General features: G+C 68.8%; 20 protein-coding genes. 15 read left to right on the top strand and 5 right to left on the bottom strand.

Annotated elements, in window-relative coordinates; translation table 11 throughout:
* The first annotated feature begins 16 nt into the window (after window positions 1-16).
* From cobO to ACZ5R1_RS15710, 11 genes are all read left to right on the top strand, one after another.
* Window positions 17-643 (top strand): cob(I)yrinic acid a,c-diamide adenosyltransferase, encoded by a 627-nt coding sequence (cobO, locus tag ACZ5R1_RS15760; RefSeq protein WP_464712532.1) that lies wholly within the window; start codon window positions 17-19, stop codon window positions 641-643.
* Window positions 637-1,935, top strand: coding sequence for a cobyrinate a,c-diamide synthase (locus tag ACZ5R1_RS15755; RefSeq protein ID WP_027602690.1), 1,299 nt, complete (start codon window positions 637-639; stop codon window positions 1,933-1,935). The genes cobO and ACZ5R1_RS15755 overlap by 7 nt, the downstream gene beginning before the upstream one ends.
* Window positions 1,932-2,582, top strand: coding sequence for a 5,6-dimethylbenzimidazole synthase (gene bluB / locus ACZ5R1_RS15750; protein ID WP_144960271.1), 651 nt, complete (start codon window positions 1,932-1,934; stop codon window positions 2,580-2,582). The genes ACZ5R1_RS15755 and bluB overlap by 4 nt, the downstream gene beginning before the upstream one ends.
* Entirely contained in the window at window positions 2,579-3,487 is a 909-nt protein-coding gene (cbiB, locus tag ACZ5R1_RS15745) for an adenosylcobinamide-phosphate synthase CbiB (RefSeq protein WP_027596930.1), read from the top strand. Before bluB ends, cbiB begins: the two co-directional genes overlap by 4 nt.
* A complete protein-coding gene (gene cobD / locus ACZ5R1_RS15740) occupies window positions 3,480-4,469 on the top strand; it encodes a threonine-phosphate decarboxylase CobD (protein WP_464712531.1) in 990 nt (329 codons plus the stop codon). Before cbiB ends, cobD begins: the two co-directional genes overlap by 8 nt.
* Window positions 4,466-5,917, top strand: coding sequence for a cobyric acid synthase (locus tag ACZ5R1_RS15735; RefSeq protein WP_464712530.1), 1,452 nt, complete (start codon window positions 4,466-4,468; stop codon window positions 5,915-5,917). The genes cobD and ACZ5R1_RS15735 overlap by 4 nt, the downstream gene beginning before the upstream one ends.
* On the top strand, window positions 5,918-6,439 hold the full coding sequence (gene cobU, locus ACZ5R1_RS15730; RefSeq protein WP_464712529.1) for a bifunctional adenosylcobinamide kinase/adenosylcobinamide-phosphate guanylyltransferase: 522 nt from the start codon (window positions 5,918-5,920) through the stop codon (window positions 6,437-6,439).
* The gene (gene cobT, locus ACZ5R1_RS15725; RefSeq protein ID WP_027596926.1) at window positions 6,436-7,494 is read left to right on the top strand and encodes a nicotinate-nucleotide--dimethylbenzimidazole phosphoribosyltransferase; all 1,059 of its coding nucleotides are present in this window, start codon (window positions 6,436-6,438) and stop codon (window positions 7,492-7,494) included. The genes cobU and cobT overlap by 4 nt, the downstream gene beginning before the upstream one ends.
* Window positions 7,487-8,038 (top strand): histidine phosphatase family protein, encoded by a 552-nt coding sequence (locus ACZ5R1_RS15720; RefSeq protein WP_042135855.1) that lies wholly within the window; start codon window positions 7,487-7,489, stop codon window positions 8,036-8,038. The genes cobT and ACZ5R1_RS15720 overlap by 8 nt, the downstream gene beginning before the upstream one ends.
* Window positions 8,038-8,769, top strand: coding sequence for an adenosylcobinamide-GDP ribazoletransferase (locus ACZ5R1_RS15715; protein ID WP_464712528.1), 732 nt, complete (start codon window positions 8,038-8,040; stop codon window positions 8,767-8,769). Before ACZ5R1_RS15720 ends, ACZ5R1_RS15715 begins: the two co-directional genes overlap by 1 nt.
* A 159-nt stretch (window positions 8,770-8,928) precedes the next feature.
* Entirely contained in the window at window positions 8,929-11,082 is a 2,154-nt protein-coding gene (locus ACZ5R1_RS15710; RefSeq protein WP_042135851.1) for a putative bifunctional diguanylate cyclase/phosphodiesterase, read from the top strand.
* A 103-nt stretch (window positions 11,083-11,185) separates the two neighbouring features.
* Here ACZ5R1_RS15710 and ACZ5R1_RS15705 read toward each other — a convergent pair whose 3' ends face one another.
* On the bottom strand, window positions 11,186-12,496 hold the full coding sequence (locus tag ACZ5R1_RS15705; protein ID WP_115946052.1) for an OmpP1/FadL family transporter: 1,311 nt from the start codon (window positions 12,494-12,496) through the stop codon (window positions 11,186-11,188).
* 284 nt (window positions 12,497-12,780) lie between these two features.
* On the opposite strand from ACZ5R1_RS15705, the gene rnd reads away from it, so the two are divergent.
* From rnd to ACZ5R1_RS15690, 3 genes are read left to right on the top strand one after another with little or no spacing between them, the layout of a single operon-like run.
* Window positions 12,781-13,935 carry a ribonuclease D gene (gene rnd, locus ACZ5R1_RS15700; RefSeq protein ID WP_027596919.1) on the top strand — a complete coding sequence of 385 codons (1,155 nt, stop codon included), beginning with the start codon at window positions 12,781-12,783 and terminating at the stop codon, window positions 13,933-13,935.
* Window positions 13,932-14,234 carry a YcgL domain-containing protein gene (locus tag ACZ5R1_RS15695; RefSeq protein ID WP_027596918.1) on the top strand — a complete coding sequence of 101 codons (303 nt, stop codon included), beginning with the start codon at window positions 13,932-13,934 and terminating at the stop codon, window positions 14,232-14,234. The genes rnd and ACZ5R1_RS15695 overlap by 4 nt, the downstream gene beginning before the upstream one ends.
* A complete protein-coding gene (locus ACZ5R1_RS15690; protein WP_464712527.1) occupies window positions 14,231-15,172 on the top strand; it encodes a D-2-hydroxyacid dehydrogenase in 942 nt (313 codons plus the stop codon). The genes ACZ5R1_RS15695 and ACZ5R1_RS15690 overlap by 4 nt, the downstream gene beginning before the upstream one ends.
* Here ACZ5R1_RS15690 and ACZ5R1_RS15685 read toward each other — a convergent pair.
* Window positions 15,157-15,753, bottom strand: coding sequence for a nitroreductase family protein (locus ACZ5R1_RS15685; protein WP_027596916.1), 597 nt, complete (start codon window positions 15,751-15,753; stop codon window positions 15,157-15,159). The genes ACZ5R1_RS15690 and ACZ5R1_RS15685 overlap by 16 nt on opposite strands.
* Before the next feature lie 135 nt (window positions 15,754-15,888).
* Here ACZ5R1_RS15685 and ACZ5R1_RS15680 point away from each other — a divergent pair, with 135 nt between their 5' ends.
* Window positions 15,889-16,338, top strand: coding sequence for a YcgN family cysteine cluster protein (locus tag ACZ5R1_RS15680; RefSeq protein WP_007159211.1), 450 nt, complete (start codon window positions 15,889-15,891; stop codon window positions 16,336-16,338).
* On the opposite strand, the gene ACZ5R1_RS15675 is transcribed toward ACZ5R1_RS15680, so the two are convergent.
* The 3 genes from ACZ5R1_RS15675 to ddpC are packed head-to-tail and all read right to left on the bottom strand — an operon-like array spanning window position 16,314 to window position 19,187.
* Window positions 16,314-17,330: an oligopeptide/dipeptide ABC transporter ATP-binding protein gene (locus tag ACZ5R1_RS15675; RefSeq protein WP_464712526.1), complete on the bottom strand. Its 1,017-nt coding sequence runs from the start codon at window positions 17,328-17,330 to the stop codon at window positions 16,314-16,316. The genes ACZ5R1_RS15680 and ACZ5R1_RS15675 overlap by 25 nt on opposite strands.
* Window positions 17,327-18,310, bottom strand: coding sequence for an ABC transporter ATP-binding protein (locus ACZ5R1_RS15670; protein WP_044342414.1), 984 nt, complete (start codon window positions 18,308-18,310; stop codon window positions 17,327-17,329). Before ACZ5R1_RS15670 ends, ACZ5R1_RS15675 begins: the two co-directional genes overlap by 4 nt.
* Before the next feature lies 1 nt (window position 18,311).
* Window positions 18,312-19,187 carry a D,D-dipeptide ABC transporter permease gene (ddpC, locus tag ACZ5R1_RS15665; RefSeq protein ID WP_074584400.1) on the bottom strand — a complete coding sequence of 292 codons (876 nt, stop codon included), beginning with the start codon at window positions 19,185-19,187 and terminating at the stop codon, window positions 18,312-18,314.
* Between the last annotated feature and the right edge of the window lies 1 nt (window position 19,188).

The raw sequence follows: 19,188 nt of genomic DNA, 5'->3' as shown, positions 1-19,188 counted from the left end.
ACCCGGAGAACCGCCCATGACCGACACCCCCGATTCGACCAGCCCCGAGCGCGACGAGCGCCACCGCGCGCGCATGGTGCGCAAGAAGGCGGTGATCGACGCCCGCATCGCCGAAGCCCAGGACGAACGCGGCCTGCTGCTGGTGCATACCGGCATCGGCAAGGGCAAGAGCAGCTCCGCCTTCGGCATGGCGGCACGCGCCCTCGGCCACGGCATGAAGGTGGGCGTGGTGCAGTTCATCAAGGGCCGCCGTGACACCGGCGAGCAACTCTTCTTCAAGCGCTTCCCGGACGAGGTGCGCTACCACGTCATGGGCGAGGGCTTCACCTGGGACACCCAGGACCGGGCCCGCGACCTGCAGTCGGCGGCCGCGGCCTGGGCGGTGGCGGTGGAGCTCTTGCGCGATCCGGCCATCGGCCTGGTGCTGCTGGACGAACTCAACATCGCCTTCAAGCATGGCTATCTGGAGGTCGACCAGGTGCTGGCCGACCTGGCCGGGCGTCCGGCTCATCAGCACGTGGTGGTGACCGGCCGCGGTGCGCCACAGGCATTCGTCGAGGCCGCCGACACCGTGACCGACATGAGTCTGGTCAAGCACGCCTTCCAGGCCGGCGTCCGCGCCCAGCAGGGCATCGAATGGTAGGCGAGACGCGGCATTGCCCGGCGCTGCTGATCGCCGCCCCGGCCTCGGGTCAGGGCAAGACCAGCGTCACCGCCGCCCTGGCCCGGTTGCATGCCCGCCAGGGGCGGCGGGTACGGGTGTTCAAGTGCGGCCCGGACTTTCTCGATCCGATGATCCTGGCCCGCGCCAGCGGCGCGCCGGTCTATCAGCTCGATCTGTGGATGATCGGCGAGGCCGAGAGCCGGCGCCTGCTGTGGGAAGCGGCGGGGGAGGCGGATCTCATCCTCATCGAAGGCGTCATGGGGCTGTTCGACGGCCAGCCCTCGGCCGCCGACCTGGCCGAGCGCTTTGGCGTACCGGTGCTGGGCGTGATCGACGCCGCCGGCCTGGCGCAGACCTTTGGCGCCCTGGCCTATGGCCTCGCCCATTACCGGCCGAGCCTGCCCTTCGCCGGGGTGCTGGCCAACCGCAGCGGCAGTCCGCGGCAGACCCAGCTGATCCGCGGCAGCCTGCCGGCGGGCATGACCTTCTTTGGCAGTCTGCCGCGCGATGCCGGTATCGAGTTGCCCAGTCGTCACCTGGGGCTGATCCAGGCCGATGAGGTCACCGACCTGGATCGCCGTCTGGACATGGCGGCCGATGCCCTGGGCGCCAGTTCCGACATCGAATTGCCGCCGCCGGTGGCCTTCGCCGCGCCGGAGCCGACCGCGGTCGAGCCACTGCTGGCCGGAGTGCGGATCGGTGTGGCCCGGGACGCGGCCCTGGCCTTCATCTACCAGGCCAACCTGGATCTCTTGCGCGCCCTGGGCGCCGAGCTGCAGTTCTTTTCCGTGCTGGCCGACACGACGCTGCCGGCGGTGGACAGCCTCTATCTGCCGGGCGGCTATCCCGAGCTGCACCTGCAGACGCTGTCCAACAACCTGGGCATGCGCGCGGCCATCCGCGCCCATCATGCGGCGGGCAAGCCGATCCTCGCCGAGTGCGGCGGCATGCTCTATCTGCTCGACGAACTGACCGACAAGGCCGGCGAATCCGCCAGCCTGCTCGGACTGCTGCCGGGCAGCGCGCGGATGCAGGCGCGACTCACCGCCTTGGCCCTGCAGTCGGTGGATTTCGCGCAGGGCACCCTGCGCGGCCACACCTATCACCACTCCGCCCTGGAGTCACCCGAGACGCCCTGGGCGCGCGGGCTGTGCCCCAACGGCAAGGCGGTGGCCGAGGCGGTCTACCGAGACGGTCGCCTCACCGCCAGCTATATTCACTTCTACATGCCGTCGGCACCCGCCGCGGCCGCCGCGATGCTCAAGCCGTGACCACGACCCCCTATACCCCCGCCGAACAAGCCGCCGTCTACCGAGCCATCGCCGAGCGCCGCGACATGCGCCATTTCTGCGGTGGCGAGGTGCCTCCCGAACAACTGGCCCGTCTGCTGGGCGCTGCGCACCAGGCGCCCAGCGTCGGGCTGATGCAGCCCTGGCGCTTCCTGCGCATCAGCGATCCGGCCTTGCGCCAGCGGCTGCACGAACTGGTGGAAGAAGAGCGCTGCGCCACCGCCGAGGCCCTTGGCGAGCGCAGCGACGACTTCATGAAGCTCAAGGTGCAGGGCATCCTCGACTGCGCCGAGGTGCTGGTGGCGGCGCTCATGGACGGCCGCGAAGCCCACGTCTTTGGCCGCCGTACCCTGCCGGAGATGGACCTCGCCTCGCTGTCCTGCGCCATCCAGAATCTCTGGCTGGCGGCTCGCTGCGAAGGCCTGGGCATGGGCTGGGTGTCGCTGTTCGAACCGGAATCCGTGCGCAGCCTGCTGGAGATGCCGGAAGGCGCCCAGCCGGCGGCCATCCTCTGCCTGGGGCCGGTGGAAGCCTTCTACCCGCGGCCCATGCTGGAAGAGGAGGGCTGGCGCCAGGGGCGGCCGCTGGAGGAACTGGTCTTCGAGAACCGCTGGGGCCAGAAGCCATGATGCTGGCCTTCGCGGTCGTCGGCGGCATGCTGCTCGACCTGCTGCTCGGCGAACCCCGCCGCGCCCATCCCCTGGTCCTGTTCGGGCGCCTGGCCGATAGCCTGGAGGCCCGCTTCAATCCCGGCGGGCGCGGCTGGCGCAGCCATGGCGTGATGGCCTGGAGCCTGGCCGTGTTGCCCTGGGTGCTGCTCACCGCCTTGCTCTGCCAGATCGGCTGGCTGGCCTGGATCATCCAGCCCCTGGCGCTGTATCTGGCCGTGGGACTGCGCAGCCTGGGCGAGCACGCCGAGCCGGTGGCGCGCGCCCTGCAACGCAACAACCTGCCCGAGGCGCGGCGTCGGGTCGGCTATCTGGTCAGTCGCGAAACCAGCGAGCTGGACGAGACCGCCGTGGCCCGCGCCGCTACCGAATCGGTGCTGGAGAATGGCAGCGATGCGGTCTTCGCCGCGCTGTTCTGGTTCGCCCTGCTCGGCGCACCCGGCGTGGTGCTCTATCGCCTGGCCAACACCCTGGACGCCATGTGGGGCTATCGCACGCCGCGCCTGGAGCGTTTCGGCTGGGCCGCGGCGCGGCTGGACGATGTCCTCAACTATATCCCTGCGCGCCTGGTGGCCCTGACCTATGCCGGCCTCGGCCGTTTCTGGAGCGCCATCGAAAGCTGGCGGACCCAGGCGCCGCTGTGGGACAGCCCCAACGCCGGCCCGGTGATGGCGGCCGGTGCCGGTGCCCTGGGCGTGAGCCTGGGCGGTCCGGCCCGCTACCACGGCGAGTGGCACGAGCGCCCGGTGCTGGGCCGTGGCCCGGCGCCGACCTTCCTGGCCATCACCCGCGCCCTGAAATTGGTCCGCCGTGGCGCCTGGTTGTGGACCGCACTCATCGCCCTGGGAGGACTGCTGCTTGCTTGAGCACGGCGGTCGCCTGAGGCGCGCGGCGCGCACCTACGACATTCCCCTGGGCGACTGGCTGGACCTATCCACCGGCCTGGCCCCCTGGCCCTGGCCGCTGCCGGAGATTCCCGCCAGCGCCTGGGCACGGCTGCCCGAGCCCGACGACGGCCTGGTGGAAGCCGCCTGCGCCTGCTACCGGGCCAGCGCGGCACTGCCGGTGGCCGGCTCCCAGGCCGCCATCCAGGCGCTGCCGACCCTGCGTCCAGCCGCGCGGGTCGCGGTGCTGGCGCCCTGTTATGCCGAGCATGCCCTGGCCTGGCGTCGCGCCGGGCACGAGGTGCTGGAGTGGGACGAGACAGGCATCGCGACTCATCTCGACCAGCTGGACGTGGTGGTGGTGGTCAATCCCAACAACCCCACCGGCGAGCGCCTGTCGCCCGCCCGGCTGCTGGACTGGCACGCCCGGCTCGAACGCCGGGGTGGCTGGCTGGTGGTGGACGAGGCCTTCATGGATCCCACCCCGGGGGCAAGCCTTGCACCCTTCAGCGATCTGCCCGGCCTGATCGTGCTGCGCTCCTTTGGCAAGTTCTTCGGACTGGCCGGGCTGCGGCTGGGCTTCGTGCTGGCGGCGCCGAGCCTGCTGGCGCAGTTGGACGAGCAGTTGGGGCCCTGGACGGTGAACGGCCCCAGTCGTTATCTCGCCCGGCAACTGCTGGCCGATCAGTCGGGCCAGCAGCGTCAGCGCGAGGCGCTGCTCGAGGCCGGCGAACGTCTGGCCGCCATGCTCGCCCGCCATGATCTTATGCCCATAGGTGGTTGCGCCCTGTTTCAATTGCTGCAGCGCCCGGATGTCGCGGCTCTGCACGAACACCTGGCCCGCCAGGCCATCCTGACCCGTCTGTTTCCCGCGCTTGGCGCTCTAAGATTCGGTCTGCCCGGCGACGAGGCCGGCTGGCAGCGCCTGGACCAGGGCCTCGCCAGCTACCGGAGTCCCCTATGAGTACGCTGATGGTGCAGGGCACCACCTCCGACGCCGGCAAGAGCACCCTGGTGGCCGCCCTGTGCCGCTGGCTCTATCGCCAGGGCGTGGCCGTGGTGCCCTTCAAGCCGCAGAACATGGCGCTCAACAGCGCCGTGACCGCCGATGGCGGCGAGATCGGCCGCGCCCAGGCGGTTCAGGCCCAGGCCTGTGGCCTGGCGCCCCATACCGACATGAATCCGGTGCTGCTCAAGCCCAATACCGATGTCGGCGCCCAGGTGATCATCCATGGTCGCGCCGTCACCAGCATGGATGCCAAGGCCTATCACGCCTACAAACCGGTGGCGCGGGAAGCGGTGCTGGCCTCCCATGCGCGATTGGCCGAGCGCTATCAGGTGGTGCTGGTTGAAGGCGCCGGTTCGCCGGCCGAGATCAACCTGCGCCAGGGCGACATCGCCAACATGGGCTTCGCCGAGGCGGTGGACTGCCCGGTGCTGCTGGTGGCCGACATCGAGCGCGGCGGCGTCTTCGCCCATCTGGTCGGCACCCTGGACCTGCTCGAACCCAGCGAACAGGCGCGCGTCGCCGGCTTCATCATCAACCGCTTCCGCGGCGACCTGGCCTTGCTGCAACCCGGGCTGGACTGGCTCGAGGCCCGTACCGGCAAGCCGGTGCTCGGCGTGCTGCCCTATCTGCACGACCTGCACCTGGAAGCCGAGGATCGCCTGGCCACCGGCCAGGTCGCCAAGCAGGGACCGCGCCTGCGGGTGGCGGTGCCGGTGATGCCGCGGCTGAGTAACCACACCGATTTCGATCCCCTGCGCCTGCATCCCCAGGTGGAATTGCTGTTCGTCCGCCAGGGCGAGGAATTGCCCGCCGCCGACCTGATCATCCTCGGCGGCTCCAAGAGCGTGCGCAGCGACCTGGCCTTCCTGCGCGCCCAGGGCTGGGACACGGCCATCGCCCGTCACCTGAGATACGGGGGACGGGTACTGGGCATCTGCGGCGGCTTCCAGATGCTTGGCGAGCGGATCGCCGATCCCCTCGGACTGGAAGGCGCGCCGGGTGACAGCGCCGGTCTGGGCCTGTTGGCCATGACCACCGAGCTGGCGGCGGAAAAGCAGCTGCGCAACGTGCACGGCTGGCTGAACGACGGCGATGCCGAGGTGGCCGGCTACGAGATCCATGCCGGCGTCAGCCAGGGCCCGGCCCTGGAGCGCCCGGTACTGCGCTTCGCCGATGGCCGTGTCGACGGCAGCCTCAGCGCCGACGGCCAGGTGCTGGGCACCTACCTGCACGGCCTGTTCGAGTCGCCAGCCGCCAGCGTCGCCCTGCTGCGCTGGGCCGGCCTGGCCGAGCCGCGGCAGCTGGACTACCACGCCCTGCGCGAACGCGATCTGGAGCGCCTGGCCGATCTGGTCGAACATTACCTGGACACCGGGCGCCTGCGCGCCCTCTGCGAGCTCTAGATGCGTGAATTCATCCTCGGTGGCGCGCGCTCCGGCAAGAGCGCCCTGGCCGAGCGCCTGGCCGCCGAGTCCGGCCTTGCCGTCACCTATATCGCCACTGCCGGTGGCAGCGATGCCGAGCTGGCGCGGCGCATCGAGCGCCATGCCGCCCGCCGGCCGGCGCACTGGGCGCTGGTGGAAGAACCCCTGGCGCTGGCCGAACGCCTGGCGGCCCTGGCGGCGCCGGAGCGCTGCCTGCTGGTGGACTGCCTGACCCTCTGGCTGACCAATCTGCTCCTGCTCGACGATCTCCAGCGCCTCGATCGTGCCTGCGCGGAGCTGCTCGAGCTCGTGCCGCAGTTGCCCGGTCACCTCATCTTCGTCAGCAACGAGACCGGCCTGGGCGTCGTCCCGCTGGGCGAGCTGACCCGCCGTTATGTCGATGCCGCTGGCGAATTGCACCAGGCCCTGGCCGCGCGCTGCGAGCGCGTGGTGCTGACCGTCGCCGGTCTCCCCCTGACCCTCAAAGGAACCCCGCTATGAGCATGCCCTGGTGGCAAGGACCCTGCCGCCAACCCGATACCGCTGCGGCCGAAGCCGCACGCCAGCGGCAGACGGTATTGACCAAGCCGAGCGGTTCGCTCGGTGATCTGGAAGTGCTGGCCATCCAGCTGGCGGCCCTGCAGGGCACGCCGCGGCCGCTGCTGCAGCGCACCGCCATCGCGGTCTTCGCGGGTGATCACGGGGTAGTGGAAGAGGGCGTCTCGGCCTATCCGCAGTCCGTGACCGCCGAGATGGTGCGCAACTTCGTCTGCGGCGGGGCAGCCATTAGCGTGCTCGCCCGGCAACTGGATGCTGCTCTGGAAGTCATCAACCTGGGCACCGTCACGCCGCTGGAAGCCCTGCCCGGCGTCATCGACCTGCCCCTGGGGCGCGGTACCGCCAACTTCACCCTGACCCCGGCCATGACCCATGACCAGTGCCAGGCGGCGCTGCTGGCCGGTCGCGACGCCGTCCTGCGCGCCTGCGCCGGCGGCGCCGACCTGTTCATCGGTGGCGAGATGGGCATCGGCAACACCACCGCCGCCAGCGCCATTGCCAGCGTGCTGCTGGACACCTCGCCGCTGGCCCTGGCCGGCCCCGGGACCGGGCTGGACGCCGATGGCGTGGCGCGCAAGGTGGCGGTCATCCAGCGCGCCCTGTTGCGCCACGGCGACGCCCTGGAGGATCCCTACGAACTGCTGCGCCGCCTGGGCGGCTTCGAGCTGGCCGCCCTGACCGGTGCCTATATGGCCTGCGCCCAGCAGGGCCTGCCGACCCTGGTCGACGGCTTCATCTGCTCGGTGGCAGCCCTCTGCGCCCAGCACCTGCAACCCGATACCCGCGACTGGCTGCTGTTCGCCCACTGTGGCGCCGAGCCCGGCCACGCCGCGGTGCTGCTGGCGCTGGGTGGCGAACCCCTGCTGGATCTCGGCCTGCGCCTGGGCGAAGGCAGCGGCGCGGCCCTGGCCGTGCCGCTGCTGCAGCTGTCCTGCCGCCTGCACAGCGAGATGGCGACTTTCGCCGAAGCCAGCGTCTCCAGTCGCGCCCATGACTGATTGCTGGTTGCTGCGCCATGGCGTCACCGAAGGCCCCGAGGGCTTTCGTGGACGCCTCGATCCGCCGCTGGCGGAACACGGCTGGGCGCAGTTGCGCGCCGCCGTCGCCCCGCAGCCGCCTTTCGAGCTGATCCTGACGTCGCCGCAGCAGCGTTGCGCGCGCTTCGCCGAGTGGCTGGCGGCAGAGCAGGGCGCCGAGCTGGCGGTGGAAGCCGATCTGCGCGAACTGGATTTCGGCGCTTGGGAAGGCCGTACCGCCGCCGAACTCATGCAGGACCAGGCAGAGGCCCTGGGCCGCTTCTGGGCCGATCCCTATGCCTACACCCCGCCCGGGGGCGAACCCGTGGCGGCCTTCGCTACGCGGGTCCTGGGCGCGGTGGCCCGCTGGCGGCCACGGCTGCAGGGCCGGCGCAGTCTGATCGTCACCCACGGCGGCGTCATCCGCCTGCTGCTGGCCCGCCAGCGGGGGCTGCCACCCAAGGACCTGCTGCAGGTCGAGGCGCCCTACGCGACCCTGCGGCCGCTGACGCTGGAGGAGGGCTGATGCCGCTGCCGCTGCTGATCGCCGTGCAGTTTCTGACCCGTCTGCCGGTGCGCCTGCCCGGCATGCCGCCCGCTGCGGCCGTCGGCCGCTCGGTGCTCTGGTATCCGGCGGTCGGCCTGCTGCTGGGTGCGCTGCTCAGTCTGATCGCCTGGCTGGGGGCGTCGGGCGGTGTCTTGCTGCAGGCGGCCCTGGTGCTGGCCGGCTGGGTGGTCCTCACCGGCGGCCTGCATCTGGACGGCCTGGCCGACACGGCGGATGCCTGGATCGGCGGCTACGGTGACCGCGAGCGGACCCTGGCCATCATGAAGGATCCGGCCTGCGGCCCCATGGGCGTGCTGGCGCTGCTGCTGACCCTGCTCCTCAAGTGGAGCGCCCTGGTGGTGCTTCTGCCCCTCGCGCCGGCCGCGCTGTGGCTGGCGCCGCTGGCCGGTCGCCTGGCATTGCCCTGGCTGTTGCTGACCACCGCCTATGTGCGCCCTGGCGGTCTGGGCGAGCTGCTCAGTCGTCACCTGCCGCGGAAGGTCCTGGTCCGGGTGCTGTTGCTGGGGGCTCTGGGCATGGTCCTGCTACCCCAGGGCCTGACCGCGCTGCTGGTGACCGCCGGGATCGCGCTGCTGGTGCGTCGCGCCCTGCGCCAGCGGCTTGGCGGTACCACGGGCGATACCGCGGGCGCCCTGCTTGAGATCGTCGAAGCCGGGGTGCTGGTCGCGCTGGCCCTAACGCTGGGCTGAAAAATCGGCCCAAGCGTGAGATACCCGGGATTTTGCGATCTCCGTCCTTGAACGACCCGGGTTAACGGGTTAATAAGGCGCCTGGTTGCGCGCCCAGCGAAGCCACCTCGGCACGTGCGGATCCAGAGGGAGTCGTCGTCAGCTGGACAAGGAGCCCCAATGACCGATGCGCCTCACAGCGCCGCCTCGCCCCGGGAAGTCGCCCCCGCGTCGCGGCTCCGCCTCAAGCCTCGCAGCCTGTTCGCCAAGTTCTTTCTGGCGTTCATCCTGGTGGACGCCCTGGGTACCCTGCTGTTCACCCTGCACAGCTATCGCCAGGCGCGCGACGCCAGCAGCCAGAGCATCGACTATCGCCTGATGAGCGCGGCCCTGGCGCTGCCGGAGATCCTCGGCGAAGACTATCTCGCCCAGTTGCAGGACCCCGCCAAGGCGGACCCGGAGCGCTACCAGCGAACCCTGATCACCCTGGATCGCTATGCCCGCAAGGCCGGACTGGCCTCGCTCTATGCCTTCGTCAAGGAAGGGTCAGACTTTCGCTTCATCATGGATTCGGCCAACGAGGAGGAAATCCGCGTCGGCTACTTCGGCGACTATCGCCAGCTCTACGATCAGGCACCCCCGGAACTCGGTGCGGTGTTTGCCGATCATCAACCGCGTTTCGCGGAGTACCAGGATAACTTTGGCAGTTTCCGTTCCCTGTTCCTGGCCATTCCAGGACAGGACGGGCAAGCAGTCGTCATAGGGGCGGACATGTTCATGGAAGGAATAGCAGCGGCGGAGCAGTCGGCTCTGCTGGATTCGCTGCTCATAGGGGCGATCATCTTCGCGATGGGCGCCCTGGTCAGCCGGATTCTGGCTGGCGCGCTCAATCGCTATCTGGCCCGTCTCGGGCAGGCCACCGAACGCATCGCCGACGGTGACTATCAACTGGGGCTCAAGGAAGGCCGCGATCCGGTCGGCCGGCTGGGCCGCGCCATGAACCAGATGGGCGCCGCCCTGGCCGCGCGCGAGCGGCGCATCAGCCAGCTGGCCTTTCGCGACATGCTCACGCGCCTGCCCAATCAGGTGCGGCTGGTGCTGGAAATCCGCCAGCGCATCGAGCGCGCCGCAGCCGGACGCTTCGCCGTGCTGCTGCTGGACGTGGCCAACTTCCGCAACATCAACGAATTGCTCGGCCAGGAAGGCGGCGACAAGATCCTGCGCCACCTGGCCCGCCGGTTGAGGGTCGCGGCGCCGGAAGAGAATGGCGTGGCGCGGATCGGCGCCGACACCTTCGTCCTCTTGCTGCCCTGGTTCGACGACGCCTCGGCGGAGGCGGCGCTGCTGTCGCTGCGCAACCTGGTGGAGAAGCCCTTCGTCAGCGGCAACCAGCGGGTGTCCCTGCGCATCACCTTCGGCATCGCCTGCTACCCCGAGCATGGCGGCAGCGCCGAAGCCCTGCTGGCCAACGCCGAGACCGCGCTGCAGGACGCGCGCCGGCGTCAGCTGCCCTTCGCCTTCCATGACCCGGACCAGGAACGTCAGCGGCAGCTCGGCATCGCCATGCTCGACGCCCTGGACCTGGCCGTGGACCACGATCAGCTGCGGCTCTATCTGCAACCCAAGATCGCGCTGCCCGACGGCCGCGTCGAGGGCGCCGAGGTGCTGATCCGCTGGCAGCATCCGGAACTGGGCCTGCTCAAGCCGGACGCCTTCGTCGGCATCGCCGAACAGAGTCGCAAGATCTGCGACATCACCCTCTGGGTGCTGGAGCGCTGCATGCGCCTGCAACGGGAGCGGCAGCTGGGCGCCCTCAAGCTCAACGTCAATCTGTCGCTGCTGGACCTGGAGCACCCGGCCTTCATCGCCCGCATCGGCCGGCTGCTGGACGAGACCGGCGCCATGGCCGCCGGCTTCTGCCTGGAAATCACCGAATCCCGCGCCATGAGCAATCCGGTGCAGGTGCTCGACTGCCTGCGCCAGCTCAAGGCCATGGGTTTCGAATTGTCGCTGGACGACTTCGGCGCCGGGCACTCCTCGCTGGCCTGCCTGAGCAGCTTTCCCATCGACGAGCTGAAGATCGACCGCCAGTTCATCGAGCACTGCCAGCTGCCCGGGGATCAGGAGGTGATCAGGCTGCTGGTCCAGCTGGGCCAGTTGCGCGGGTTGCGGGTGGTGGCCGAAGGCGTGGAAACCCGCCAGGCCCTGGAGGTGCTCACCGACCTGGGCTGCGACCAGATCCAGGGCCAACTGGTGGCCGGTGCCCTGTCGCTGGACGACTTCCAGCGCTGGTACGCCGAGCAGGAACAGGGCCTCTGGGCGCTCAGGGCTTAGCCTGATACCAGTTTCACCCGTCGCTGCGGGTAGCCGTAGCTCGCTCGATAGCCTGAAAAGCACGAAGCCGCCTGGCGGCGGCTTCGCTAGCGGACCCTGATGCTTAGAAGCGGTAGGTCAGCTGGGCACCCAGACCGTGGGCGCTGTTGTCGTACTTGGCGCTGTAACCGCCACGCAGGGCATCGGGCGCGCGGTTGACCTTGACATTGTCTTCCCATAGGTAGGCGTAGGCCACGTCGATGGTCATCTCCTTGGTCGGGGACCAGCCCGCGCCCAGGGAGAAGGTTTTGCGATCACCCACTGGGACGCGCACGTTGCGGTCGGCGTTGTCCACCGGCGAGGGGTCGAGCGCCATACCGGCGCGCAGTACCCACTGCGGATTCAGCTGGTAGGCCGCGCCCACAGCGTAGGACCAGGTGTCCTTCCAATTAAATTCCTCGGTGACCTCGCCCAGGCGATTACCGATGGGAGCCGGCAGGGTAGGGGTGCCTTCGTTCTCAACTGTGATGGCCTGCAGACGGCTCCAGCGGGTCCAGGTGGCACCGGCATAGAGGGTCCAGTCGTTGTTCATCCGATAGGTAAAAGAGGCGTCGGTGCTTTCCGGCAGGGTTAGGTTCAGACTGCCATCGTATTTGCCGTTGAGGCGACCGAGCAGGGCGTTAAAGGTCGGGTTGGCACTACCAGCGCCACTGACCTCGGTATGGCCCTTGAGCTTGTAACTGACCTTGGAGTGGTAGGTCAGGCCGAAGGTAAGGTCGTCGGTAAGGTCAGCCAGGACGCCGACGTTGTAGCCATAGGCTGTGTCGTCGCCGTCGATCTTGACCTGGGCGTCGCCGCCGCCAAAGGCACCCGCGGTCAAGTTGCTGTTGAGCTTACCTTCGATGCGGTTGATGGTCGGACCGAAGCCGATGGAGACCTTGTCGGTGATCTTGTAGCTGACGGTGGGCTGGATGGTGATGACTTCCACCTTGCTCGCCTGACCCTGGTAGCGACCCTGGAAGGCGTGCTCGTAGTTGCTGATCAGCGCATAGGGGACATACACACCCAGGCCGAAGTGCAGGCGGTCATCCACCGGGGTCACGAAGTAGCCGAAGGGCACCACCGAGTTGGGCACCATGTCGCCATCGTTACTACCAGGTACCTGCGCGCCACTGGCGTAGCGGGCGTTTACGTCTTTGATGTCTACCTTGGCATGGATGTAGGCGCCGCCCAGGGACACCTCGCGACCCAGGCGCGACATGCCGGCCGGGTTGCCATAGATGGTGGAGGCGTCCTGCGCGGAGGAAGAGCGTCCGGCGAAGGAAGTACCCATCCCGCTGACACTTTGTTCGTTGATAGCCAGACCGTTCGCCAGGGCATAGCCGGAAGCGCTCGAAACGGCCAATGCAAGTAGGGTCAGTTTTATTGTTTTCATGCTCTTGCAGCTCCATTGAAAGGCGAGAAGCGCTTACCTCCGCGGATTCCCAAGTCCGAGTGAGTACCTGCGCACACTCAGCTTTTAGCAGGCCCTGCTTGCGAATACAAAAAAAACTATTCGGTCACGTTTGGTTCGGGGCGGTCAGCCGGCGTTCATCCGACGAACCCGCCTGGAAAGGCGCTGAATGCCATGCGTTCCGGTACCGGAAAGGCGGGTCGAGCGGCACCGAAGATCGTGCCAGGGTGGCTTATACTGTCGGCTCATCTGTTCGGAGTGCGCCCTTGACTTCTGCCCCTCACTGGATCCGCGACGACGCGGCGCTGGCCGCCCTCTGCGCGCGCTGCCAGACCTTGCCCTTCATCGCCCTCGACACCGAATTCATGCGGGTCGACACCTTCTATCCCAAGGCCGGCCTGATCCAGATCGGCGACGGCGAACAGGCCTACCTGGTCGATCCCCTGTGCATCGGCGACTGGACACCCTTCGCCGCGCTGCTGGAGGACCCGGCCGTGGTCAAGGTGCTGCACGCCTGCAGCGAAGACCTGGAAGTGTTGCTGCGCCTGACCGGCAGCCTGCCCCAGCCGCTGTACGACACCCAGTTGGCGGCGGCCTATCTGGGCCTGGCCCATTCCATGGGCTATTCGCGGCTGGTCGCCGAAGTGCTCAAGATCGACATCCCCAAGGACGAGACCCGCTCCGACTGGCTGCAACGCCCCCTGACGCCGCTGCAGGAGCGTTATGCGGCGGCCGACGTGACCTATCTGGTCGACGTCTACCTCTATCTCGATGCGCGGCTGGATGACCAGCGGCGGGCCTGGCTGCTGGAGGATGGCGCCGAACTGGTGGCCAATCTGCGCCGCGTCAGCGATCCCTGGGAAGCCTATCGCGACGTCAAGCTGGCCTGGCGCCTGTCGCGTCAGCAACTGGCGGTACTGCGGGTGCTTTGCCACTGGCGCGAGGTCCAGGCCCGCGAACGCGACCAGCCGCGCAACCATGTCCTGCGTGAACGCTCGCTGTGGCCGCTGGCGCGTTTCCAGCCGACCGACAAGCAGGCCCTGGCGCGCATCGACGACATGCATCCGCGTACCGTGCGCCAGGATGGCGATACCCTGCTGGCGCTGATCGCCGAAGGCGCGGCCACCCCGGCAGAGCAATGGCCGGCGCTGCAGTCCGAGCCCTTGCCCCATGAGGCGTCGCCGTTGCTCAAGGCCTTGCGCGCCATCGGCGAACGGGATGCCGAGGCCCTGGGCATGGCGCCGGAACTGATGCTGCGCAAGAAGGTGCTCGAAGCCCTGCTGCGCACCGGTTGGCCCGATGGCGACTATCAGTTGCCCGACAACCTGCGGGGCTGGCGTCGCGAGCGCTTCGGCCAGGCCCTTCTCGATCACCTGCAGGCGCAGCGCACCCCGCCGGCGCCCCTGGAAGACACCCCATGAAATTGCTGTGCTCCATCTACCGAAGCCCGCGCAAGCCGGAAATGTACCTGTATGTCGACAAGCTCAAGGGCCTGACACCTGTCCCCGAAGGCCTGCTCACGGCCTTCGGCCCGCCGGCTCTGGCCTTCGAATTCGTGCTGACCCCCGAGCGCAAACTGGCGCGAGAAGACGTCGCCAAGGTCCTCGAGAACATCGCCAAGCAGGGCTACCACCTGCAGATGCCGCCGCCGGAGCTGGAGCGCGACGACTATATCGAGCACCTGCCCGAAGAACTGCTGCGTCTCAACGATCCGCTATGACCGCCGTCCTGCTGCTGGAAGACGCGCCGGCCGGCTATGTCGATGCCTGGCGCCAGCTGACGCCGGAGCTGGACCTGCAGGTGCCGGCGGACCCGGCCGCGGCCGTGCGTCTGGCGCAGCAGCCGTGCTACTGGCTCGGCCAACCCGATCGCGCCGCGGCCCTGCTGCGCCAGGGCGTCAAGCCGCTCTGGCTGCAATCCACCTGGGCCGGCTATGCGCCGCTGCTGGCCGCGGAGCTGCCATGCGACTATCGCTTCAGCCGGGCGGTGGGTCTGTTCGGCCAGAGCATCGGCGAATACGTCTTGACCTATCTGCTGCAGCATGAGCGCCAGGTGGCGACGCGTCAGCTCAGTCAGCGGGAAGGACGCTGGGATACCCGGGCGCCAGGCACCCTCGCCGGGCGGCGCCTGTTGCTGGTCGGGGCAGGGGACATCGGCCAGGACATCGCCCGCCTGCTCGCGCCGTTCGGCATGAGCCTCACCGGCGTCGCCCGTAGTGCGCGAACCCTGCCCGGCTTTGCGCGGGTGGTGCCGCTCTCGGAGCTGCACCAGGCGGCGGGGGAGGCGGACTTCGTGGTCAATCTGCTGCCGGACAGCGCCAGCACCCGCGATCTCTACGACGCGGCCTTCTTCGCCGCCTTGCCTGCCGGTGCATTGTTCATCAATGCCGGACGCGGCACCAGCGTGGTGGACGCCGATCTGATCGCCGCACTGGAAAGCGGCCACCTGGCCGGGGTGGTACTGGACGTGTTCCGTCAGGAGCCGCTGCCGATCGAGCATCCCTTCTGGCAGACGCCCAATCTGCACCTCACCGCCCATGTCGCCGGACCCACGCCACCGGCGGCGGCCGTCCGGTTGTTCCTCGACAATCTCCAGCGCCTGCAACAGGGGCAGCCCCTGCGCGGCGCCGTCGAGCTTGCCGCTCAGCCGAAGGTATAGGGGCCGGCCACCGCCAGCTCCTCGACGGTCAGGCGTGGGCTGGGCAGCTCGCGCCCCTGCAGGGACTCCGGCAGGCTGGCCTTGTCGCCCAGCTTGCCAATGGCCACCGCCAGCTCGACCTTGAACGCCGCCGGCACCTTGAGTTCGCGCTGGATGCCTTCGCGGTCGATCCCGGCCATGCCGTGGGCGTGCCAGCCGGCATTGGTCGCCTGCAGCGCGAGGTAGGCCCAGGCCGCACCTGCATCGAAACTGTGGCTGGGGAAGGGGACCTCCTCACCGCTGCTGGCGCGCAGCAGGGTGGTCTTCGACAGGATGATCACCAGGGCCGAGGCGTGTTGCGCCCAGCCACGATTGAATTCGGCCAGCAGACTCAGGAACAGCTCCCAGTGGGCATCGCCGCGCCGTGCATAGAGAAAGCGCCAGGGCTGGGCATTGAAGGCGGAGGGCGCCCAGCGCGCGGCCTCGATGAAGCCGAGCAGCGTCTCTTCCTCGATGGCGACCGGTTCGAAGGCGCGCGGCGACCAGCGCTGCACGAATTGCGCGTCGACGGGGTATTGCGGAGTACGGCTGGTGCTGGTCATGGCTTCACCACGGAGGAAAGGGAATCCGGCACGGTAATCCGGCCGGGCGGAGTCGACAAGGGCGCGAACGGTGCTTGGCGCTCGCGGCGTGCGGCACTAGACTGCGCGCCCCCTCTCTTTGCCACGATCCCCGCCATGGCCGCCATCACCCAGCCGTTCTGGAAGCGCAAGACCCTCGACCAGCTCGATGCCCAGGAGTGGGAGTCGCTGTGCGACGGCTGTGGCCTGTGCTGCCTGCAGAAACTCGAAGACGAGGACGATGGCGCCGTCTACTACACGCGCATCGCCTGCAAGCTGCTGGATCTCAAGACCTGCCAGTGCAGCCGCTACGCCGAGCGCACCCGCTTCGTCCCCGACTGCATCCAGCTCACTCCCGCCCAGGCCGACCAGTTCGCCTGGCTGCCGCCCACCTGCGGCTATCGCCTGGTGGCCGAGGGCAAGGACCTGCCGGAATGGCACCCGCTGATCTGCGACGACCCCGAGGCGGTGCACAAGGCCGGCATCTCCCAGTCCGGCCGCATGCTGAGCGAGACCCAGGTCGCCGAAGACGACTGGGAAGACTATCTGATCTTTCGCGCGGGCTGATCCCGGCCGCAGACCACCGCCGGGCTGTTCCGTAGCGGCGTCGTAAGACCCGCCACCCGATGGCAGCGGACCTCCGCCAACCTGCCTGGCAACAGCGCCTGAGGGTGCTCGCAACCGGTACCCGCCTGGGGACAGCGATCCCGAAAGAAGCAGCCGCTCGGCAGCACCCGGTTGCCCGGCAACTCGGTACGCTGCGCGGCGGCATCGCCGGTGAGCGGCTGATCCAGGCGCGGCACCGCCTCCAGCAAGAGCCGGGTATAGGGATGACTCGGGTGTTCCAGCACCTCAGCCGCCGCCCCCAGTTCGACGATCTGCCCCAGGTACATCACCGCTACCCGGTCGGCCAGGTGGCGCACCACCGAGACGTTGTGGGAGATCAGCACGAAGGTCAGGCCGCGCTCGCGCTGCAGCTGGGCCAGCAGGTTGAGGATCTGTGCCTGCACCGAGATGTCCAGCGCCGAGGTGGGTTCGTCGAGGATGATGACGTCCGGATCCGACGACAGCGCCCGGGCGATGGCGATGCGCTGGCGCTGACCGCCGGAGAACTGGTGCGGGTAGCGATCCAGGTATTCGGGACGGATACCGACCTGCAGCGCCAGGCGCTCGGCCAGGGCGCGCAATTCGGCAGAGGAGCTGCGACCCCGCACCACCAGCGGTTCGGTGATCAGCTTCCATACCGGCAGGCGCGGGTCCAGCGAGGACTGCGGGTCCTGGAAGACGATCTGGATGTTGCGTTCGCCACGGGCGGCGCCGGCGAGGGTGCCGCTCACCGGCGCCACCAGCCCCATCAGGACCTGGGCCAGGGTGCTCTTGCCGCAGCCGGATTCACCGAGCACGCCCAGCGTTTCGCCGGGAAAGAGCCGCAGGTCGATGCCGTTGAGGGCATGGGCCTGGCCCTTGTTGCGCCCGAGCCAGTCGCGGCCCACCGGATAGCGAACCTCGATGCCCTTGAGCTCCAGCAAGGGTACGGCGGGCGGAGAAAGGGTGTTCATGCCGGGGCGTCCTCCGCCTGCAGCCAGCAGGCGCTCAGGTGATCGGGGGTGTCCGTCGGCAGCAGCGCGGGGCGTGTCTCGCAGCGCTCATGGCGCCGGCTGCAACGCTCCTTGAAGCTGCAGCCACCAGGCAGCTGGGCCAGGTTGGGCACCTGTCCGGGGATGCTGGCCAGATCGCTGCCCGGCACCGCCTTTTCCGGCAGGCAGGCCAGTAGGCCTTGGGTATAGGGATGCCGGGGGGCCTGCATGACCGCCGCGGTGGCTCCCTGTTCGACGATGCCGCCGGCGTACATCACATAGACGCGGTCGCAGAATTGCGAGACCAGCGCCATGTCGTGGGTGATCAGCAGGATGGCGGTGCCCCGCGCCCGCGCCTTCTCGCGCAGCAGGAGCAGCACCTGGCGCTGCACCGTGACGTCCAGCGCGGTGGTCGGCTCATCGGCGATCAGCAGCTGCGGATCGCAGGAGAAGGCCAGGGCGATCATGATGCGCTGGCGCATGCCGCCGGACAGTTCGAAGGGATAGCGTTCGAGGATCTGCTCGGGATCGGCGATGTGCATGTCCTTGAGCAACTCGATCGCCCTGGCGCGGGCCTGGGCGGCATCCAGCGCGGTATGGCGACGGATCACGTCCAGCAGCTGGCGACCGATGCGTCGCGTCGGATTGAGCGCGGTCATCGGCTCCTGGAAGATCATCGCCGCCTCGCGGCCGCGAACTTCCATCAGCTGGCGCTCGCTCAAGGCGAGCATGTCGTGGCCCACCAGGTTGACGCTGCCGCCGGTGACCCGGTAGCTGCCGGGGGGCAACAGGCCAAGGGTGAGCATGGCGGTGACCGACTTGCCCGAGCCGGACTCGCCCACCACGCCGACGATCTCGCCGGGGGCCACACTCAGGCTGACGCCGTTAAGCGCCTTGGCGCTGCTGCGAAAGCCGGGAAATTCCAGATTCAACTGGTCGATGTGCAGAACGGGCTGGCCCATGTCATTTGCCCTTTTGGCGAGGATCGAGCAGATCGCGGATGCCATCGCCCAGCAGGTTGAAACCGATGGCGGTGACCAGGATCGCCAGGCCCGGGAAGGTCGAGTACCACCACTGGTCGAGGATGAAGTTGCGGCCGCTGGCGACCATCACGCCCCATTCCGCGGTGGGCGGCTGGGCACCCAGGCCGATGAAGCCCAGCGCCGAGGCCATGAGGATGGCGTTGCCGATGTCCAGGCTGAATTGCACCAGCAGCGGCGGCAGGGCGTTGCGCGCCACGTGCCAGTGCACCAGGTGCCACTTGCCGGCGCCAAAGGTGCGCGCCGCCTGGACGTAGGCCAGCTGGCGGATGCTCAGGGTCTGGCCGCGCGCCAGGCGCACATAGAAGGGGATGCGCACCAGGGTGATGGCCAGCATGGCGTTGAACAGGCTCGGCCCGAGGGCGGCGGCCAGGGCCATGATCAGCACCAGCGAAGGCACCGAGAGGATGATGTCCATCAGGCGCATCATCAGGCGATCGAAGGCGCCGCCGACGATGCCCGACAGGCAACCGAGCAGCCCGCCGATGGCGCAGGCGGCAAAGGCCACGAACAGGCCGACGCCCACCGACTGGCGGCTGCCGTAGATCACCCGGCTGAGCAGGTCGCGACCCACCTCGTCAGTGCCGAACCAGTGCAGGGCACTGGGTGGCTGCAGGCGGGCGGTGAGTTTCAGCGCGTTGGGCTGATAGGGCGCGAGCCAGGGCGCGGCGACCATGCACAGCAGCACCAGCAGGGTGATCACCAGCCCCGTGAGCATCAGCGGATTGCGGCGAATGCGCCAGGCCAGCCAGGCGGTCTGCTCGCGCCAGCCGGGGCGCGAGGCGGTCAGGGTCGTCATG

The sequence above is a fragment of the Pseudomonas sp. Pso3 genome (assembly GCF_055393275.1).
Note: the sequence above shows the minus strand (reverse complement) of the source record. Positions and strands in the feature narration are given on the sequence as shown.